Source organism: Enterobacter cloacae complex sp. SHL001 (assembly GCF_049236825.1).
GTDB classification, from domain to species: domain Bacteria; phylum Pseudomonadota; class Gammaproteobacteria; order Enterobacterales; family Enterobacteriaceae; genus Enterobacter; species Enterobacter hormaechei_C.
Window position 1 is genome coordinate 384,495 of the sequence record NZ_JBMKIP010000001.1, and the last position, 16,474, is coordinate 400,968.

17 protein-coding genes are annotated in these 16,474 nt (G+C 54.9%); 2 read left to right on the forward strand and 15 right to left on the reverse strand.

Going from position 1 to position 16,474, the window contains the following annotated elements; translation table 11 throughout:
- Positions 1-42 precede the first annotated feature (42 nt).
- On the forward strand, positions 43-2,232 hold the full coding sequence (gene fhuE / locus ACOTYH_RS02000) for a ferric-rhodotorulic acid/ferric-coprogen receptor FhuE (protein WP_126766207.1): 2,190 nt from the start codon (positions 43-45) through the stop codon (positions 2,230-2,232).
- A 141-nt stretch (positions 2,233-2,373) separates the two neighbouring features.
- Here the strand turns inward: fhuE and ptsG are convergent, their stop codons facing one another.
- From ptsG to yceD, 14 genes are all read right to left on the reverse strand, one after another.
- Complete coding sequence (ptsG, locus tag ACOTYH_RS02005) at positions 2,374-3,807, reverse strand: PTS glucose transporter subunit IIBC (RefSeq protein WP_003857942.1); 1,434 nt, start codon at positions 3,805-3,807, stop codon at positions 2,374-2,376.
- 297 nt (positions 3,808-4,104) lie between these two features.
- A complete protein-coding gene (locus ACOTYH_RS02010) occupies positions 4,105-4,899 on the reverse strand; it encodes a metal-dependent hydrolase (protein WP_023303429.1) in 795 nt (264 codons plus the stop codon).
- A gap of 10 nt (positions 4,900-4,909) precedes the next feature.
- Positions 4,910-5,914, reverse strand: coding sequence for a DNA polymerase III subunit delta' (gene holB / locus ACOTYH_RS02015; RefSeq protein WP_032670124.1), 1,005 nt, complete (start codon positions 5,912-5,914; stop codon positions 4,910-4,912).
- Positions 5,911-6,552: a dTMP kinase gene (tmk, locus tag ACOTYH_RS02020; RefSeq protein ID WP_015570821.1), complete on the reverse strand. Its 642-nt coding sequence runs from the start codon at positions 6,550-6,552 to the stop codon at positions 5,911-5,913. Before tmk ends, holB begins: the two co-directional genes overlap by 4 nt.
- Positions 6,542-7,564 carry a cell division protein YceG gene (yceG, locus tag ACOTYH_RS02025; protein ID WP_111962025.1) on the reverse strand — a complete coding sequence of 341 codons (1,023 nt, stop codon included), beginning with the start codon at positions 7,562-7,564 and terminating at the stop codon, positions 6,542-6,544. The genes tmk and yceG overlap by 11 nt, the downstream gene beginning before the upstream one ends.
- Positions 7,565-7,566: 2 nt before the next feature.
- A complete protein-coding gene (pabC, locus tag ACOTYH_RS02030) occupies positions 7,567-8,376 on the reverse strand; it encodes an aminodeoxychorismate lyase (RefSeq protein ID WP_421637526.1) in 810 nt (269 codons plus the stop codon).
- 120 nt (positions 8,377-8,496) lie between these two features.
- On the reverse strand, positions 8,497-9,738 hold the full coding sequence (gene fabF / locus ACOTYH_RS02035) for a beta-ketoacyl-ACP synthase II (protein ID WP_032104090.1): 1,242 nt from the start codon (positions 9,736-9,738) through the stop codon (positions 8,497-8,499).
- Positions 9,739-9,829: 91 nt separating this feature from the next.
- Positions 9,830-10,066 carry an acyl carrier protein gene (gene acpP, locus ACOTYH_RS02040; protein WP_003857954.1) on the reverse strand — a complete coding sequence of 79 codons (237 nt, stop codon included), beginning with the start codon at positions 10,064-10,066 and terminating at the stop codon, positions 9,830-9,832.
- Positions 10,067-10,220: 154 nt separating this feature from the next.
- Positions 10,221-10,955, reverse strand: a complete 735-nt coding sequence (gene fabG / locus ACOTYH_RS02045; RefSeq protein WP_003857956.1) for a 3-oxoacyl-ACP reductase FabG — start codon at positions 10,953-10,955, stop codon at positions 10,221-10,223.
- Positions 10,956-10,967: 12 nt separating this feature from the next.
- The gene (gene fabD, locus ACOTYH_RS02050) at positions 10,968-11,897 is read right to left on the reverse strand and encodes an ACP S-malonyltransferase (protein WP_015570824.1); all 930 of its coding nucleotides are present in this window, start codon (positions 11,895-11,897) and stop codon (positions 10,968-10,970) included.
- 15 nt (positions 11,898-11,912) lie between these two features.
- Positions 11,913-12,866 carry a beta-ketoacyl-ACP synthase III gene (locus tag ACOTYH_RS02055; protein WP_058689464.1) on the reverse strand — a complete coding sequence of 318 codons (954 nt, stop codon included), beginning with the start codon at positions 12,864-12,866 and terminating at the stop codon, positions 11,913-11,915.
- Positions 12,867-12,872: 6 nt separating this feature from the next.
- The gene (gene plsX, locus ACOTYH_RS02060; protein WP_205732299.1) at positions 12,873-13,907 is read right to left on the reverse strand and encodes a phosphate acyltransferase PlsX; all 1,035 of its coding nucleotides are present in this window, start codon (positions 13,905-13,907) and stop codon (positions 12,873-12,875) included.
- An 81-nt stretch (positions 13,908-13,988) separates the two neighbouring features.
- Positions 13,989-14,162 carry a 50S ribosomal protein L32 gene (gene rpmF / locus ACOTYH_RS02065; protein ID WP_003857964.1) on the reverse strand — a complete coding sequence of 58 codons (174 nt, stop codon included), beginning with the start codon at positions 14,160-14,162 and terminating at the stop codon, positions 13,989-13,991.
- 16 nt (positions 14,163-14,178) lie between these two features.
- A complete protein-coding gene (gene yceD, locus ACOTYH_RS02070) occupies positions 14,179-14,700 on the reverse strand; it encodes a 23S rRNA accumulation protein YceD (RefSeq protein WP_003857966.1) in 522 nt (173 codons plus the stop codon).
- 140 nt (positions 14,701-14,840) lie between these two features.
- Between yceD and ACOTYH_RS02075 the strand changes: the two genes are divergently transcribed.
- Entirely contained in the window at positions 14,841-15,425 is a 585-nt protein-coding gene (locus ACOTYH_RS02075) for a Maf family protein (RefSeq protein WP_017693639.1), read from the forward strand.
- A 77-nt stretch (positions 15,426-15,502) separates the two neighbouring features.
- Here ACOTYH_RS02075 and rluC read toward each other — a convergent pair whose 3' ends face one another.
- Positions 15,503-16,450, reverse strand: coding sequence for a 23S rRNA pseudouridine(955/2504/2580) synthase RluC (gene rluC, locus ACOTYH_RS02080; protein WP_003857970.1), 948 nt, complete (start codon positions 16,448-16,450; stop codon positions 15,503-15,505).
- Positions 16,451-16,474 lie beyond the last annotated feature (24 nt).

A 16,474-nucleotide genomic window follows, 5' to 3' on the forward strand; every position in this document is an offset into this window, starting at 1 on the left:
GACTGTCGCGAATTACCTTCACCATTCACTAAGGGTTTGATGATGTCTTTCATTAATCACACCAGGGATGGGCAACATCAGCCTGCCGCAACACCTTCGTTGCTGGCCGCCTGCATTGCTATGGCATTGACGCCAACCGCCGCTTTCGCTGCTTCAACCACCGAAGATACCGTCGTCGTAGACGGGGGTTTTGACAACACACAGGATCTTTCTGCCAGCCAGGATCAGGATTACAGCGTAAAAACTACCACCACCGGCACCAAACTGTTGCTGGTTCCCCGCGACATCCCACAGTCCGTCAGCGTTATCAGCCAGCAACGTATGGCTGACCAGAATCTGCAATCCATCGGACAGGTGCTGACGAATACCACGGGCATTACGGCCCAGGTGCAGGACAGCGACCGTACCGTGTTTTACTCACGCGGCTTTTTCGTCAGCAACTACGCCTATGACGACCTGCCAACCTCCATCAGTGAAGTGTGGAACTTTGGTGATACCGCCGCGGATACCGCGATTTATGACCGCATCGAAGTGGTTCGCGGTGCCACCGGCCTGATGTCCGGCACCGGCAACCCGGCGGCGTACGTTAATATGGTGCGTAAGCACGCGGACAGCCCGGAATTTAAAGGTAACGTCTCCGCCAGCTACGGCAGCTGGGACAAGCAGCGCTACGTGCTGGATCTCCAGGCGCCGCTGGTAGAGTCAGGTAAGGTACGGGGCCGTCTGATTACCGGTTATCAGGACAACGACAGCTTCGTGGATAACTACCACTACCGGAAGAAATTCCTCTACGGTGTGATGGACGCGGATGTCACCGACAGCACCACCCTCTCGGTAGGGTATGAGTATCAGGAAAGCCATACCGCCGACCCAACCTGGGGCGGGCTGCCGACCTGGTACAGCGACGGAAGTAAGACCCACTACAATCGCAGCCAGACTGTCGCACCTGACTGGGCTTATTCAGATAAAGACAGCACCCGCATCTTCGCTAACCTGACTCAGCGTTTCGATAATGGCTGGGAAGCGCACATCAACGGTATGCACGCTGAAACCAACTTCGACTCCAAACTGATGTATATGTCCGGCTATCCGGATAAAGAGACCGGTGCGGGCCTGGTGGGTTACGGCGGCTGGAACCGTGGGGAACGTAAACAGGATGCGGTTGACGCCTTCCTGCGCGGCGGCTTCGATCTCTTTGGCCGTCAGCACGAAATGATGTTCGGCGGCAGCTTCAGCCGTCAGCGTAACCATTACGACAACTCCATGCCGGATGCGGTATACGGCATGGTTGATGTCGGCAACTTTAATAACTGGAACGGGAACATCGCCGATCCCCAGTGGACGCCGTGGAAACTCTACAGCAAGGATGATATTCGCCAGTCTTCAGCCTATTCGTCGGCTCGTTTCTCGCTGGCCGATCCGCTGCACCTGATCCTGGGCGCGCGCTACACCCAATATAACATTCGTTATAACCCGGCAGGATCGCCGAATACCCGTCTGGAAAGCACCAAAGATGATGTCACGCCGTACGCCGGCCTGGTGTATGACATCAATGAGGACTGGTCGACCTACGTCAGCTATACCTCTATCTTCCAGCCGCAGGATAAGCGCGATGTCAGCGGACGTTATCTTGACCCTACCACGGGTAAAAGCTACGAAGCCGGGGTGAAGGCGGACTGGTTTAATACCCGCCTCACCACCTCGCTGGCGATTTTCCGCATTGAGCAGGATAACGTCGCCAGCAACACCTATACCTACATGCCGAGCGGTGAGTCGATCTATGAATCGCTGGACGGGGTGGTCAGCAAAGGGGTCGAGTTCGAGCTCAACGGTGCCCTGACCGATAACTGGCAGCTGACCTTCGGCGCGACGCGTTACATCGCAGAAGATAAGAATGGCAACGCCGTCAGCTCCGATCAGCCGCGCACAACCATGAAGCTCTTCACCCGCTATCAGTTGCCAATGCTGCCGGAACTGACCGTGGGCGGTGGCGTAAACTGGCAGAACAAAGTGTGGACGGACGTGGAAGGCGGCCCGGCAGGACGTTCCCGCGCGGAGCAAGGCAGCTATGGGCTGGTGAACCTGTTCAGCCGTTATCAGGTCACCAAAGATTTTGCGGTGCAGGCTAACGTCAACAACCTGTTCGACAAAGAGTATTACGATTACGTCGGATCGTATGCGGTTTATGGCGCGCCGCTGAACGTCTCGGTGAGCGCGAGCTACGATTTCTGAATGACAGAAGCCCGGTGGCGCTGCGCTTACCGGGCCTACCCATCACGTAGGCCGGGTAAGACGCCGCCACCACCCGGCACCACAAATCGCAGTAATAAAAAAGGCAGCCATTCGGCTGCCTTAGTCTCCCCAGGTCACAGCTTAGTTGTTGCGGATGTACTCATCCATTTCGGTTTTCAGGTTATCGGATTTCGTACCGAAGATTGCCTGAACACCAGAACCTGCAACAACGACGCCCGCTGCGCCCAGCTTTTTCAGACCCGGCTGGTCTACTTTCGCAACGTCAGCAACGCTCACACGCAGACGAGTGATACACGCGTCCAGGTTAGTGATGTTCTCTTTACCACCGAAGGCAGCTACCAGAGCAGGCGCCATTTCGCTGGTCGCACCGGCTTTGCTGTCTTCCGTTGCATCTTCACGACCCGGCGTTTTCAGGTCCAGTGCTTTGATCAGCACACGGAAGACGGTGTAGTACACCACTGCGTAGCCCGCACCCACAATTGGGAACAGCCACAGCTTGCTGCTGTTACCGGACAGAACGATGAAGTCGATCAGACCGTGAGAGAAGGACGTACCGTCACGCATACCCAGCAGGATACAGATTGGGAATGCCAGACCTGCCAGTACCGCGTGGATGATGTACAGGATCGGCGCAACGAACATGAAGGAGAACTCGATCGGCTCGGTGATACCGGTCAGGAACGAGGTCAGCGCTGCGGAGATCATGATACCGCCCACTTTTGCACGGTTCTCTGGTTTAGCAGAGTGCCAGATCGCAATTGCGGCGGCCGGCAGACCGTACATTTTGAACAGGAAGCCACCAGACAGTTTACCTGCCGTTGGGTCACCCGCCATGTAGCGTGGGATGTCGCCGTGGAACACCTGGCCTGCTGCGTTGGTGTATTCACCAATCTGCATCTGGAATGGAACGTTCCAGATGTGGTGCAGACCAAATGGTACCAGGCAGCGCTCAATGAAGCCGTAGATACCGAACGCCACAACCGGGTTCTGGTAAGCCGCCCACTGAGAGAAGGTCTGGATTGCCGTACCGATTGGTGGCCAGATGAAAGACAGAACCACACCGGTGAAAATCGCGGCCAGACCAGAAATGATCGGCACAAAACGTTTACCCGCGAAGAAGCCCAGATACTCAGGCAGCTTGATGCGATAGAAGCGGTTAAACATATACGCTGCAATCGCACCGGAGATGATACCACCGAGAACACCGGTGTCCGCCAGATGCTTAGCGGCAATCTCTTCAGCAGGTAAATGCAGTACCAGCGGCGCAACCACAGCCATGGTTTTCACCATGATGCCGTAAGCAACAACGGACGCCAGCGCGGATACACCGTCGTTATTGGTGAAGCCCAGAGCAACACCGATAGCGAAGATCAGCGGCATGTTAGCAAAAACAGAACCGCCTGCTTCGGCCATCACGTGGGAAACTACGGCTGGCAGCCAGCTGAAGTTTGCAGAACCGACACCCAGCAGGATACCTGCGATAGGCAGTACGGATACTGGCAGCATCAGCGATTTACCGACCTTTTGCAGGTTAGCAAATGCATTCTTAAACATAATTGAGAGTGCTCCTGAGTATTTGTGCTTTTTTTACGTTTTCACGCATTGGCCCGGGGGGAGTACCGCGCCGTGGACAGGACATCTAAGCGCCCTTTATTTATTACACAGAGTAAAATAATTCCCTCTGAGTTTGTTTGACGGCTATCACGTTTCAGTTCAAGACGGCCAAAAAACTTGCAGATATTTACATAAAGCATGTCTGGATGTGTCTAAAAACGCCATCACCGCCCCAAATGAGGCGGTGAACTTTACTCGTTTTACTTATTAATTACGAGCCTAAAAATAACAGGCGTATCAAACAGATTGCAGGCGGGCGGGGTCGATATGGAACAGACTGGCGAAGTTTTCCGTTGTCACGCGAGCCAGCTCTTCAATACTGACACCTTTCAGAACGGCCATATACTCAGCGACATCCCGGGTCATCGCTGGCTGATTTTCTTTGCCGCGATGAGGCACCGGTGCCAGGTACGGGGAATCGGTTTCCACCAGAATACGATCCAGCGGAACATATCGCGCCGCATCACGCAGTTGCTCAGCATTCCGGAACGTTACAATCCCCGAGAACGAGATATAAAAACCTAAATCAAGCAGCTTACCCGCCGTTTCTCTGTCTTCAGTGAAACAGTGTAGTACGCCACCGCAATCCGTCACCTTTTCTTCCCGCAGGATCGCCAGCGTGTCGGCGCGCGCATCGCGGGTATGAACGATAACCGGCTTATTCAGTTCACGGCCAATACGGATGTGGTTGCGGAAGGATTCCTGCTGGCGAGGTTTCGTTTCCGGGGTGTAGAAATAGTCGAGACCGGTCTCGCCCATCGCCACTACGCCCTCTTCTGCGGCAAGACGGCGTAAATCCTCAACGTCGTACGCTTCATCCTGATTCAGCGGATGCACGCCGCAGGAGAAGACGACATTATCGCGCTCGCCTACCAGTTCACGCATGGCGCGGTAACCCGGCAACGTGGTCGCCACGGCCAGGCAAAATTTCACATCGCGCGCGGCGGCTTTCGCCAGCACGTCGTCCACATTTTTATGCAGGGACTGATAATCCAGGCCATCAAGATGGCAGTGTGAGTCGACTAAAAACATAACGTCTCTCTCAGAGGTGGGAAACCGGAGGTATGACGCCCGGTTGCAGGTAGTGTTCGATACGCAGTAACTGGTCGGTCAGTAAAAGCTCGCGATTGAGACCGGTTACCGTCAAAAGTTGTTCACGACTCTGGCAGATATCATGAAGGATAGCGTGAAGCGACTGCCCTGACAGGCGATTCGCCAGCGTGGTGACCAGCGCCCACACGTCAGGGTTAGTCAGAAGCGTCGCCCCCTGCTGGATTTTGAGCGCATCCAGCAGCAGTGCGGCCAGCCAGTGCAGCCGTTCCGGAGCCTGATCGCTGTTCAGCGCTGGCAGCACGCTCAGCCAGTCATGGCTGTCGAGGGCTGATTCAACCGCACGACATAGCGTTTCACGCTGGGACCACACTTCCGGCTGCAATAAGGCCAGCGCAGCCGCAGGCGCACCGCTGCACAGGCGCAACGCCGAGCGCGCCGCATCTGGTGACACCGTCACTTCTCGCTCAAGCCAGGCGAGCGCCCAGGATTCCTGAGGGACAGCGAGGTGGTGAAGACGGCAGCGACTGCGCAGCGTCGCCAGCAAGCGTTCCGGCTCGCGGCAGGAGAGGAAAAACCAGGTATTCTCTGGCGGCTCTTCCAGGGTTTTTAACAGGGCGTTGGCTGCGGCTTCCGTGAGTAGCGCGGCGTCTTTCAGCCACACCACTTTCGCCCCCCCCAGACGCGCATATTCGTACAGTTTCTCACTGACCTCACGCACCGCGTCGATACCGAGCGTATTTTTGCCCTTCTCGGGTTCGAGGGTGTAATAGTCAGGATGCGTGCCCGCCTGCATAAGCTGGCAACCCCGGCATTTACCGCAGCTTTTATGTCCTTCCGGCTGTTGGCACATCAGAAAGCGGGTGATGGCGTAAATCAACGCATCATCACCCATTCCCGGCAGCGCCTGGATCAGTAACGCATGATGCCCCCGACCAACCTGATAGCTGCCGATCAGCTGTTCAAAGTGTGGGCGCAACCATGGATACCATTTCATGCCTGCTGCTCCTGTAGCCACTGCGTAACGGTCTGCTGAATATCACGCGTAACGTCTTCAAGGGATTGCGTCGCGTCGATGGTACGAATGGTCTTGTCCTGCCCGGCCAGTTCCAGATAACGCGCACGGGTGCGGTTAAAGAAATCAAAAGACTCCTGCTCAATGCGGTCCAGTTCGCCGCGGGCACGGGCGCGCTTCAGGCCCACCTCAGGAGTTACGTCCAGATACAGCGTCAGGTCAGGACGGAAATCGCCCAGAACCGCGTCGCGAAGCGTAGCCAGCATGGCCTGATCGATACCCCGGCCCCCGCCCTGATACGCCTGGGTTGAGAGATCGTGGCGATCGCCAATCACCCATTTCCCTTCTGCCAGAGCGGGTTTGATCACCGTCTCCACCAGCTGAACGCGCGCCGCATAGAACATCAGCACTTCCGCTTTGTCGGTAATAACTTCATCACCAACGGATTTGATATCCAGAACCAGGCTGCGCAGTTTTTCCGCCAGCTGCGTACCGCCCGGCTCGCGGGTGAAGACCATGTCGGCGACGCCAAGCGACGTAAGCGTATCCACCACCACGTTACGGGCGGTGGTTTTGCCCGCCCCTTCGAGTCCCTCAATGACAATGTATTTACTGCGCATTTTTTTCCTTAAGTGCCTTCAGATAGTCCTGAACGGAGCGATTGTGGCTGGCCAGGTTGGTATTAAACGTATGCCCCCCTTTTCCGTCAGCCACAAAATAGAGATACGGCGTTTTGGCCGGGTGCGCGGCGGCCTTCAACGAAGCTTCACTCGGCGTCGCAATCGGTCCAGGCGGCAGGCCGCTAATCACGTAGGTATTATACGCCGTTGGCGTCTCCAGATCTTTTCTGGAAATCCTGCCGTTGTAGTTTTCGCCCATGCCGTAGATGACGGTAGGATCGGTTTGCAAACGCATGCCGATGCGCAGACGGTTAATAAACACCGAGGCAACCTGGTCACGTTCGGCAGCAACGGCCGTCTCTTTCTCGATGATCGAGGCCATCGTCATGAACTGGTTTTGATCTTTATAAGGCAGGCCCTCTGCTCGCCCTTTCCAGGCAGCGTCTACCGCCGCGACCATTTTGTTGTGCGCGCGCTTCAGAATGGCCACATCCGTCGTGCCTGCCGTATACATCCACGTATCGGGCCAGAACCAGCCTTCCACCCACTCGGGATGTTCGAATTTTAAGGCGTCTGCCACGGTCTGGTAGCGGTCATCTTTCAGCGCATGCTTAATGTATGGCGCGTCCCGCAGCTGCCTGAGGTAATCGCTCAGACGCATACCTTCCACAAAACGCAGCGGGAACTGGGCTTCTTTACCACTCTCCAGCAGTTGCAGCATCTCGCGCACGGTCATGCCAGGGGTAAAGCGATAGGTGCCGGCCTTGAAATGGGACAGGTCCGGTTCAATACGCAGCAGCCACTGGAATACGCGTGGGCGATTGATAATTTTGTCGTCATACAGCTGCTGACCAAGCGCCTGCCGCCCGGTCCCCGCTTTCAGGGTAAAAATCGTCTCGTCTTTTATCAGAATCTGACTCTCCGCCAGCTGACGGACTTTCCACACTCCCGCTCCGCCAGCGATACCGAACGCAACGATAAGAAGGAGGACAAAGCGTAACATTTTCTTCATGACTACCTGGTTTGCTCACATAACGGGGCCAGAAACTGGAACAGCTCGCGGGATGACCAGCATTTGCGGCCATAAGCGCGAACGGGGACAACGGGCATCAGCGCATTGCAGATAACGGCTTCATCGGCAGACAGCAGCGCCTCTTCCTTAGCGTTGACTTCGACAACGCGAAAGCCTGCGCGTGCCAGCTGGTGCAGACAAAACTGCCGCATAATGCCGTTGACGCCGGCCTGCTCCAGCGAAGGCGTGAACACATCACTGCCCTTCCGCCAGAGTAAATTAGCCGCACAGCATTCCGTAATGTACCCTTCGCTGTCAAGAACCAGCGCCTCCCCGGCCTCCGTCTGCTCAAGATGAGTACGAATAAGCACCTGTTCAAGGCGGTTGAGATGTTTTATACCCGCGAGCATCGGGTTTCGCCCCAGACGTACCGGACTTAGCGCCAGGGCAACGCCCTCTTCACGCCAGTGCGCATAATGGGAAGGATAATCTGAAACAGAAAGGACCCGCGTAGGATGCAGACAGGCAGAACCGCTATAGCCCCGGCCACCGCTCCCGCGGCTGATAATGACTTTCAGGACGCCGCTTGCTTTATCTGAGGCCAGCCTACGCATTTCACTTTCAAGAATGTCCCACTGCGAGAAGGGGATCAGTAATGCTTCGCAGGCTTTTTGTAAACGAAGGATATGGGCCCCGAGCAGACACACGCCACCGTCGAGAATACGCGCAGTCGTGAAACAGCCATCGCCAAACTGGGTCGCCCTGTCGCTTGCCGGCAGCGTGTCTTGCTCAAGACCATTAATTAAAAACATGGTGGCTCCTTATGCGTGGAGGCTCAGTCTGGCAGGATGTGAGCAGCCGGACAAGGGGATTTCACCTAATAAAAAAGGCCCGGCAAGCGGACCTTTTTTATCGTCAGCGACTAACCAGACTCAGACCTTTTTGAAGATCAGAGAACCGTTAGTCCCACCGAAGCCGAAGGAGTTACACAGGGTATACTCCATACCGCTAACCTGGCGTGCTTCGTGAGGAACGAAGTCCAGATCGCAACCTTCATCCGGATTATCCAGGTTGATGGTTGGCGGTACAGCCTGATCGCGCAGCGCGAGAATTGAGTAGATCGACTCTACCGCCCCCGCAGCACCCAGCAGGTGACCGGTCATGGATTTCGTGGAGCTTACCATTACGCGGCCGGCAGATTCGCCGAAGATAGACTTAACAGCCTGCGCTTCTGCTTTATCGCCCGCAGGGGTAGACGTCCCATGGGCGTTAACGTAGCCAATCTGTGCCGGCGTAATGCCCGCATCGCGGATGGCGTTTTCCATCGCCAGCGCAGCGCCTGCGCCGTTCTCTGGAGGAGACGTCATGTGATAAGCATCGCTGCTCATGCCAAAGCCAACAACTTCAGCATAAATTTTCGCGCCACGTTTTTTCGCGTGTTCGTACTCTTCCAGTACGATCATGCCTGCACCGTCACCCAGCACGAAACCGTCACGGTCTTTATCCCACGGACGGCTCGCCGCCTGCGGATTATCGTTTCGGGTAGAGAGCGCACGCGCTGCACCGAAGCCACCGACGCCCAGCGGGGTACTGGCTTTTTCAGCGCCGCCCGCAACCATAGCATCTGCATCGCCGTACGCAATGATACGCGCGGCCTGGCCGATGTTATGCACGCCAGACGTACAGGCTGTCGCGATTGAGATGCTTGGGCCACGCAGGCCGAACATAATGGTCAGGTGACCTGCCACCATGTTGACAATCGTAGACGGAACGAAGAACGGGCTGATTTTACGCGGGCCGCCATTCATCAGAGATGTATGGTTTTCTTCAATCAGACCAAGACCGCCAATCCCGGAGCCGATAGCGGCGCCGATACGGGTCGCGTTCTCTTCCGTAATCTCAAGGCCAGAATCCTGCATGGCCTGAACGCCAGCGACAATTCCATATTGAATGAAGGCATCCATCTTGCGCTGTTCTTTGCGCGAGATGATCTCTTCACAGTTAAAATCCTTTACTAAGCCAGCAAATTTCGTTGCATAGGCGCTAGTATCGAAATGGTCGATTAGGCTGATGCCGCTCTGACCGGCAAGGAGAGCTTTCCAGGTGGACTCTACGGTATTGCCGACAGGAGACAACATGCCAAGTCCGGTCACAACTACACGACGCTTAGACACGCTTGTCCTCCAGGGAGGGATAAAAAAAGAGATTCGTGGGACAACAAAAGATAAAACTCAGGCGGTCGAATGACCGCCTGGAGATGTTCACTTACGCCTGGTGACCGTTGATGTAATCAATGGCAGCCTGAACGGTGGTGATTTTCTCAGCTTCTTCGTCCGGAATCTCAGTATCAAACTCTTCTTCCAGAGCCATTACCAGCTCAACGGTGTCAAGAGAATCTGCGCCCAGGTCTTCAACAAAGGAAGCGGAGTTCACAACTTCTTCCTGCTTAACGCCCAGCTGTTCGCCGATAATTTTCTTAACGCGTTCTTCGATAGTGCTCATACTCTTAAATTTCCTATCAAAACTCGCTTTCGCGATGGTTTTCGTAGTGTATAAAATGTTGAAAAATTTGCAACTAAATCCCGGCAGGTCTTACCACGATTTTACGTTATTTTGAGGCCATTTGCCCAAATAACGCAAATATTTTCGATCGTGATTAAACCATGTACATCCCGCCGTTGACGTGGAGGGTTTCACCAGTGATGTAACCCGCTTCGTCAGAGGCTAAAAATGCAACCGCGCTGGCGATTTCTTTAGGGTCGCCAAGACGACCCGCAGGAACTGCCGCCAGCGTACCCGCACGCTGCTCATCAGTCAGCGCACGCGTCATGTCCGTTTCAATAAAGCCCGGAGCAACAACGTTTACAGTAATTCCGCGGGACGCGACTTCACGCGCCAGCGACTTACTGAAACCGATCAGACCTGCTTTCGCCGCAGCGTAGTTAGCCTGACCAGCATTTCCCATGGTACCAACCACAGAACCTACAGTGATAATACGACCATGACGCTTTTTCATCATAGCGCGCATTACCGCTTTTGACAGACGGAATACAGATGACAGGTTGGTTTCGATAATATCGTTCCACTCGTCGTCTTTCATTCGCATCAGCAGGTTGTCGCGAGTGATCCCGGCATTATTGACCAGAATATCCACTTCGCCAAACTCTGCGCGAATATTTTCCAGAACAGATTCGATAGATGCTGGTTCAGTCACATTCAGTACCAGACCTTTACCGTTCGCACCCAGATAGTCGCTGATGGCCTGTGCGCCATTCTCACTGGTCGCAGTCCCGATCACCGTCGCGCCGCGCGCAACCAGTGTTTCAGCAATAGCGCGCCCAATACCGCGGCTTGCGCCGGTCACCAGGGCAATTTTTCCTTCAAAACTCATGGTATTCCTCTTTTATTGCGAGAGTGCCGCTTTCATGGCTTCCGGCTCGTTAATCGCCGAGGCAGTCAGGGTGTCTACAATACGTTTTGTCAGACCGGTAAGTACCTTACCTGGACCAACTTCATACAGATGTTCAACGCCCTGAGACGCCATAAATTCAACGGTTTTAGTCCACTGAACCGGGCTGTAGAGCTGGCGAACCAGCGCGTTACGGATAGCCTCCGGCGCGGTTTCGCACTGCACATCGACGTTATTCACAACGGAAATCGTCGGTGCGTTAAAGGTCATTTTTTCCAGCTCAACCGCCAGCTTATCGGCAGCGGGCTTCATCAGCGCGCAGTGAGACGGCACGCTCACCGGCAGGGGCAGTGCACGTTTTGCGCCCGCAGCTTTACAGGCAGCGCCTGCACGCTCAACCGCTTCTTTATGACCCGCGATAACCACCTGGCCTGGCGAGTTAAAGTTTACCGGAGAAACGACCTGACCTTCAGCAGATTCTTCACAGGCTTTAGCGATAGACGCATCATCCAGACCGATGATGGCAGACATGCCGCCCGTGCCCTCTGGCACCGCTTCCTGCATGAATTTACCACGCAATTCAACCAGGCGTACCGCGTCAGCGAAGGCAATCACCCCTGCGCAGACCAGCGCAGAGTATTCACCCAGGCTATGACCCGCCATCAGCGTCGGCGCTTTGCCGCCCTGCTGCTGCCATACGCGCCACAATGCGACGGAGGCTGCCAGCAGTGCCGGTTGAGTCTGCCAGGTTTTGTTCAGCTCTTCAGCGGGGCCCTGTTGGGTCAGCGCCCACAGATCATAACCCAGCGCGTCAGAGGCTTCACGGAAAGTCTCTTCAATAACCGGATAGTTTGCTGCCATTTCAGACAACATCCCAACAGTTTGCGAGCCCTGTCCCGGGAACACAAAAGCAAATTGCGTCATTTTTTAATCCTTATCCTAGAAACGAACCAGCGCGGAACCCCAGGTGAACCCGCCACCAAAGGCTTCAAGCAAGACCAGTTGGCCCCGTTTAATTCGTCCATCGCGTACCGCTTCGTCAAATGCGCACGGTACCGATGCCGCAGAGGTGTTGCCGTGGCGATCAAGCGTCACCACAACGTTATCCATAGACATGCCCAGCTTCTTCGCCGTCGCGCTGATGATACGCAGGTTCGCCTGATGCGGCACCAGCCAGTCGAGTGCGGTGCGTTCAAGGTTATTGGCTTCCAGCGTCTCATCGACAATATGCGCAAGCTCAGTCACCGCCACCTTGAATACTTCATTACCTGCCATGGTGAGATAAATGGAGTTATCAGGATTAACGCGATCGGCGTTAGGCAGCGTTAACAGCTCGCCGTAGCGGCCATCGGCATGCAGGTGCGTGGAGATGATGCCCGGCTCTTCGGACTGCCCCAGCAGCACCGCGCCCGCGCCATCGCCAAAAATAATGATCGTGCCGCGATCGGTCGGATCGCAGGTACGCGCCAGCACATCAGCGCCGATCACCAGCGCATATTTTACGGCGCCCGATTTTACATACTGATCGGCGATGCTCAGCGCATAGGTGAAACCCGCGCACGCTGCTGCAACATCAAATGCCGGACAGCCTTTGATGCCGAGCATGTTCTGCACCTGGCACGCTGCGCTTGGGAAGGCATGCGTGGCAGAGGTTGTCGCCACCACAATAAGCCCGATCTGTTCTTTATCAATGCCAGCCATCTCAAGCGCTCGCTGAGCGGCTTCGTAGCCCATAGTGGACACAGTTTCGTCTGGCGCGGCGATACGACGTTCACGGATACCTGTGCGCGTGACAATCCACTCGTCAGACGTCTCTACCATTTTTTCAAGATCGGCGTTGGTACGCACTTGTTTTGGCAGGTAGCTGCCGGTACCTAAAATCTTCGTATACATGTACGCTCAGTCACTTTTAGCTAATACAGATCCCAGGCGAGCGGCAATCCTCTGAGGGACTTGACGCTGCACCGCCTGCACTGCCTGTTCAATCGCGACGGTAAATGCTCGCTGATTGGCGGCGCCATGACTCTTAATCACGATGCCGCGCAATCCTAACAGACAGGCGCCATTATACTGGTCGGGGTTGAGGTGACTGAATCGCCGCGTCAGGCTTTTTTGTAACCAACGCTTTAATAAAATCAGCCACCAGGACCTTTTTTTACCTTCTCCCTGCGATTTCAGCAGAGAAAGGAACATTCGTACGACCCCTTCCATGGTCTTCAACGTCACGTTTCCGGTGAAGCCATCACACACTAATACATCCGTTTTGCCCGTCAGCAACTCATTGGCTTCGAGATAACCAATATAGTTGATGGAGGGGACCTGTTTGAGTATTTCCGCAGCGTCGCGGATACTGTCCAGGCCTTTGGTCTCTTCTTCACCAATATTCAGTAAAGCAACGCGGGGATTGTTAATCCCGACCACGTCTTCAGCCAGCACCGACCCCATAACGGCAAACTGAGCCAGCATTGTACTATCACAATCCACGTTAGCGCCCAGATCCAGCACCACCGTTTTGCCCTTCTGCTGATGCGGTAATACCGTCACCAGCGCCGGACGCTCAATGCCCTCAATCGGCTTGAGCAATAATTTCGACAGCCCCATCAGCGCGCCAGTATTTCCCGCGCTGACGCAAGCCTGCGCTCGCCCTTCTTTCACCAGCTCCAGCGCCATTCGCATAGAGCTGCCGCGGCTATTACGAATAGCCTGCGATGGCCGGGCATCACTGGCAATAACTGACTGCGCAGGAATAATCTGCAGACGCGAACGTTGTTCAAAGTCAGCTTTTGCAAGTAATGGCGTGATTGTGTCGGGATTACCGACTAAAAGAAGTGTGAGTTGCGAATTAGAATTCAGTGCCTGCAATGCTGCAGGCACTGTCACGGAAGGGCCAAAATCTCCCCCCATGACATCTAACGCCAGGGTTAGACGTGTCAAGGTATCGTCGCAGCCTGGTTCGGTAAACTCCCCGTTTGCACGGGGAAGTTCCTCACTAAGCCTAATCACGCTGACGCGTGATTACTTAGTGATAACCTTGCGGCCGCGGTAGAAACCGTCAGCGGTGATGTGGTGACGCAGGTGTTTCTCACCAGAAGTCTTGTCTACAGACAGGCTGGTAACTGCGGTCAGCGCGTCATGGGAACGACGCATGCCACGTTTGGAACGGGTTGGTTTATTCTGTTGTACGGCCATGGACCTTACTCCTCAATTACTTACGCTTTAAGCTGGCTAATACGGCAAATGGGTTTGGTTTTTGCGCTTCATCAGGCAGTTCCCCAAAGACCATGTCCGCCTCGGACACTTCACAGTGTTCAGAATCATGCACCGGAACGACTGGCAGGGAGAGGATGACTTCATCTTCAACCAGCGCCAGAAGATCGATTTCACCGAATTCGTTAACCTCAATCGGCTCATACGCTTCCGGGAGTGCTTCAGCCTGTTCGTCAGAACGAACCGGACTAAAACAATACGTTGTGTGAACATGCTGTACAAACGGTTTCCCGCAACGCTGACATTCGAGCGTTACCGTCACCTTTGCATCACCGGTTAACACGGCGAGACGCTGGTTGTCGATAGCGAACGACATGGAGCATTCTACATCACTGTCCACACTGACTACAGATTCGGCAATACGCTCAGCCTGATCGGAAGAATAGATTCCTTCGTAATCGAGGCGTTTTTGAGCCGTACGAACCGGATCAAGAGTCAGGGGTAATTTTACCTTTTGCATAGGGCGCGCATATTAACTTTGTAACGTCATAGAGTCAAAGAAAAAGGCAACCAGAGCTGCCTTTTGCCAATTATTCGCACACATTGCGGCCTGTAGTTTAAAATGGCTGGCATCGATACGCTATATCTGGTGATAAAAATATGCCAAATCTCGTCCTTGCTTCCACTTCACCTTATCGCCGAATGCTGCTGGAAAAGCTCGGGATCCCGTTTGAATGCGCTGCGCCGGAGGTGGATGAAACGCCACAGCCGGGCGAGTCACCGCGTCATCTGGTGACCCGTCTCGCGAAAGAGAAAGCACAGTCGCTGGCCGTACGTTACCCCGCACATCTGATTATAGGCTCCGATCAGGTTTGTGTGCTGGACGGCGAAATCACCGGCAAACCGCATACGGAAGAAAACGCCTGCCAGCAGCTGTTGCGTGCGCGAGGCGGTATCGTGACCTTTTATACCGGCCTGGCGCTTTATAATTCGGCTTCCGGTCATCTGCAAACCGAGTGCGAGCCGTTTGATGTGCACTTCCGTCATCTTAGCGAGCAGGAGATTATGGATTATGTGCGTCGGGAACGTCCGCTAAACTGTGCAGGGAGCTTTAAAAGTGAAGGACTAGGGATTGCGTTGTTCGACAAGCTCGATGGCCGCGATCCCAACACGCTGGTGGGGTTGCCGCTGATTGCGCTGTGCCAGATGTTAAGGCGAGAAGAGTGTAATCCGCTGACGATGTGACCGTTGCGGCCTGATGCCCACAGGGAGAGGGAGAAAAACATGTAGGCCGGGTAAGCGCAGCGCCACCCGGCACAAAATCAGCCGCGCAGAACTTTCAGACAGCGTTTGAGCTGCTCATCCAGCGGCGCTTCAATACGGATAACTTCGCCGGTATTAGGATGGGTAAATTTCAGCGCTGCCGCGTGCAGGAACAGACGCGACAGCCCTGTTCCCGCCAGCTGCTTATCAAATTCGCGATCGCCATAGCGGTCATCAAACGCAATCGGATGGCCCGCAAACTGGGTATGGACGCGAATCTGGTGGGTACGCCCCGTCACCGGACTACAGCGCACCAGCGTGGCGAATTCGTAGCGCTCTTCAACTTTAAAGCGCGTCTCAGACGGTTTCCCTTCCTGATTAACACGAACAATGCGCTCGCCGCTTTGCAGAATATTTTTCAGCAGCGGCGCCTGCACCACTTTCACGTGGGACTGCCACTGGCCGCGAACCAGCGCCAGGTAATCTTTCTGCATCCCTTTTTCACGAAGTTGCTCGTGCAAAGAACGCAGCGCAGAACGTTTTTTCGCCACCAGCAGCACGCCAGAGGTATCGCGGTCAAGACGGTGAACCAGTTCGAGGAAACGCGCTTCCGGGCGCAGCGCGCGTAACCCTTCAATCACGCCGAAGCTCAGACCGCTCCCCCCGTGTACCGCCGTTCCGGACGGTTTATTCAGCACCAGAATGTGGTCGTCCTCATAAAGGATAACGTCGCTCAGGGCCGCGACTTTTTGCAGCTTCGGAGAAACGACCTCTTCTTCACGCTCTGCAACACGTACCGGTGGAATCCGGACTTCATCGCCCGCCTCGAGCTTATACTCTGGCTTCACGCGTTTTTTGTTCACCCGCACCTCGCCCTTACGCAAGATGCGATAAATCATACTTTTTGGCACGCCCTTCAACTGGGTGCGCAAAAAATTATCGATACGTTGCCCCGCCTCGTCGTCGGCGATGGCAACCATTTTTACGGCTGGAGTCTCTGTTTTCATGGTTGGCGATTCTAAATAGCGTCA

Excerpts from the sequence above, each read along its gene's own strand:
- fhuE (WP_126766207.1), top strand. The coding sequence starts at position 43 with ATGTCTTTCATTAATCACACCAGGGATGGGCAACATCAGCCTGCCGCA.
- ptsG (WP_003857942.1), bottom strand. The coding sequence starts at position 3,807 with ATGTTTAAGAATGCATTTGCTAACCTGCAAAAGGTCGGTAAATCGCTG.
- ACOTYH_RS02010 (WP_023303429.1), bottom strand. The coding sequence starts at position 4,899 with ATGTTTTTAGTCGACTCACACTGCCATCTTGATGGCCTGGATTATCAG.
- holB (WP_032670124.1), bottom strand. The coding sequence starts at position 5,914 with ATGAAATGGTATCCATGGTTGCGCCCACACTTTGAACAGCTGATCGGC.
- tmk (WP_015570821.1), bottom strand. The coding sequence starts at position 6,552 with ATGCGCAGTAAATACATTGTCATTGAGGGACTCGAAGGGGCGGGCAAA.
- yceG (WP_111962025.1), bottom strand. The coding sequence starts at position 7,564 with ATGAAGAAAATGTTACGCTTTGTCCTCCTTCTTATCGTTGCGTTCGGT.
- pabC (WP_421637526.1), bottom strand. The coding sequence starts at position 8,376 with ATGTTTTTAATTAATGGTCTTGAGCAAGACACGCTGCCGGCAAGCGAC.
- acpP (WP_003857954.1), bottom strand. The coding sequence starts at position 10,066 with ATGAGCACTATCGAAGAACGCGTTAAGAAAATTATCGGCGAACAGCTG.
- fabG (WP_003857956.1), bottom strand. The coding sequence starts at position 10,955 with ATGAGTTTTGAAGGAAAAATTGCCCTGGTGACCGGCGCAAGCCGCGGT.
- fabD (WP_015570824.1), bottom strand. The coding sequence starts at position 11,897 with ATGACGCAATTTGCTTTTGTGTTCCCGGGACAGGGCTCGCAAACTGTT.
- ACOTYH_RS02055 (WP_058689464.1), bottom strand. The coding sequence starts at position 12,866 with ATGTATACGAAGATTTTAGGTACCGGCAGCTACCTGCCAAAACAAGTG.
- rpmF (WP_003857964.1), bottom strand. The coding sequence starts at position 14,162 with ATGGCCGTACAACAGAATAAACCAACCCGTTCCAAACGTGGCATGCGT.
- yceD (WP_003857966.1), bottom strand. The coding sequence starts at position 14,700 with ATGCAAAAGGTAAAATTACCCCTGACTCTTGATCCGGTTCGTACGGCT.
- ACOTYH_RS02075 (WP_017693639.1), top strand. The coding sequence starts at position 14,841 with ATGCCAAATCTCGTCCTTGCTTCCACTTCACCTTATCGCCGAATGCTG.
- rluC (WP_003857970.1), bottom strand. The coding sequence starts at position 16,450 with ATGAAAACAGAGACTCCAGCCGTAAAAATGGTTGCCATCGCCGACGAC.